This is a genomic window from Geminicoccus harenae, from assembly GCF_019800005.1.
Lineage (GTDB): Bacteria > Pseudomonadota > Alphaproteobacteria > Geminicoccales > Geminicoccaceae > Geminicoccus > Geminicoccus harenae.
This window is the reverse complement of sequence record NZ_JABGCL010000112.1, coordinates 1-2,232: the sequence shown is the minus strand read 5'-3', so window position 1 is coordinate 2,232 and position 2,232 is coordinate 1. Positions and strand designations below refer to the sequence as shown.

The window sequence follows — 2,232 nt, the reverse complement described above, 5'->3', positions numbered from 1 at the left end:
CTGTTTTGCCGGCTCAAGAACTGGCGGCGCATCGCCACCCGCTACGACCGCCTCGCCCGGAACTACCTGGCCGCCCTCGCACTCGTCGCCATCGCCTCAGCATGGACCTGAATGAGTTCCCTACCTAGCAAGATTCCGGAAAACTTAGACTCTCAGTCCCAATCACACTACTTTTGGGGCTTATAACTTGGCGAACTTCATCGGAACCGTCGGGCGCGACCGCATCATCGGGACATTGCAGAACGACCTCATCGAAGCCGGACAAGACGACGACATCGTGCTGGGGTTGGGGGACATGACCGGCTCTACGGTCAGCATGGCGCTGATTTTCTCTATGGCCAGGATGGGAACGACCGCATCGAAGGCGGCATCGGCGCCGACACCCTCTTCGGCGGAACAGGCGACGACACACTCTTTGGAAACGAATCGCCAGACCAGCTCATCGGCGGTGCCGGGCACGATCACCTTCTCGGCGGCCGGGGCAATGACGTCCTGCGCGGCAACATCGGCGACGACATCCTCCGTGGCAACGAGGGCGACGACACTCTCCACGGCGACGACGGGAGCGATGTCCTCCACGGCAGCACGGGCGCGGACCGGCTGATCGGCGGGGAAGGCAGCGACGCCTATCGGATCGACCGGGGCCAGGGCATCGAGGTCGTCATCGACCGTGGCGGTGAGCTGGACCAGGTCGTGTTCGGCGCCGGCATCACCTTCGACGAGCTGGACTTTCGCACCTCCGACCACGACGTCGTGATCACCCATGCCTCCAAGCTCACCGTGCAGATCCTGAACCAGACGACTTGGCAGGGGATCGAGTATCTGCAATTCCAGGAGGATTCGGCAGCCTATTCCTGGAATGGTGGCGCCTTCGTCGAGGCCGCCAGTTCCCCTCCGTCTCCACCACCCGTCTCGCCGCCGGTATCTCCGCCTCCTCCACCGCCGGCGGAGCCTACGCAGGAAGCGGACAGGCTCTTTGGCACTGCGGGTAACGACATCATCGATGGCCTGGGCGGCGATGATGAGATCCGAGGTGGCGGCGGCAGCGACAGGCTCTACGGCAGCGCCGGCGATGACCGCCTGTGTGGTGAAACCGGCAACGACTATCTGGAGGGCGGCGGGGGCCAGAACCACATCGAAGGAGGGGAGGGCAACGACATCATCGAAGCCGGCGCCGTCTGGAACGAGGAGAACATTCCAGAGGCCCGAGCTACCGTTTCCGGTGGCAACGGCGATGACGTCGTGCGCGGCGCCCGCAATCGGACGAACGCCCGTGGCGACGGTGGGAACGACCGGCTGCTCGGCGGGGAAAGCAGCGATCACCTGCAAGGAAACGATGGCAACGACATCCTGCGGGGTGGGTACGGCGACGATACCCTGGTCGGCGGGGCCGGTGCCGACATTTTGTCCGGCGGCAATGGTGCCGACACCCTGACGGGCGGCGCTGGCAACGACCTGTTCCTGTACGACTTCTTCAGCGACTACCAGATCCCGGACGACGGAAATCCGGATTATCAGCGTGATGAGGCGAACGACGTCATCACCGATTTCGTCAGAGGCCAGGACAGGCTCAAGATCACGCTGACGCTGTTCAATGTGGACCCGGACCTCGATGTCGACACCGAGCTCACGTTCAGCGACCTGGATACTGACGACGACGGCGCACTGACCGGTGCGGATGAGGCGCTCGACGTGACGATGGCGACCTATGGCGCCGACACCAGGCTCAGCCTGACGATCGACGCAGGAAAGCTCACACCGCCGGAGTTCGGAATGTCGTCTTTGAACGGCACCATCACCCTCTTCGGCGTGAGCACCCTGACGGCGGAAGAATGGGCGTAGCTCGCTGTCCTCTTGACCCTCTTACCTGCGAGCATCCCCACCTAGCGTGCCCGCCGCTGGCTTGGAAGCTTGGTCTGCCGCCTGGGTCGCAGGCCATGGCCGCGGGCCGGCACGAGCGAGTCCGTCTCTGCGAAAGCGGCGAACTGTGACGGGTTGGAAGGGAAGCTGCCGGCCGCTTGTCGGGCGGCAGCCCATGGAGGCCGATTTTTTGGTGGCGGCCCTCTTCTCCTGGGGGTTGCGGTTTCCATATGAATTGAGCCGGAGCGAGGGACGGCGAGCCGTTAGAGGGAACGAAATTTCCTGTTGACGGTTCTGCCAGCCAGGCTTAGAACCCGGCCCACGCAGCGAGGCTGGGTGCTCGGCGGCGACGGAGATTGTCGCGCTGGTATC

The 2,232-nt window shown here is 63.9% G+C and carries 1 protein-coding gene and 2 pseudogenes; all 3 read left to right on the top strand.

Annotation, left to right across the window (positions count from 1 at the left end; translation table 11 throughout):
- A pseudogene (locus HLA95_RS27025) lies at positions 1-111 on the top strand (IS5/IS1182 family transposase); the annotation flags it as partial.
- Between the two features lie 123 nt (positions 112-234).
- Positions 235-591: pseudogene (locus tag HLA95_RS29445) on the top strand (calcium-binding protein); the annotation flags it as partial.
- A 162-nt stretch (positions 592-753) separates the two neighbouring features.
- On the top strand, positions 754-1,842 hold the full coding sequence (locus HLA95_RS28855; protein ID WP_191061946.1) for a calcium-binding protein: 1,089 nt from the start codon (positions 754-756) through the stop codon (positions 1,840-1,842).
- The last annotated feature ends 390 nt before the right edge of the window (positions 1,843-2,232 follow it).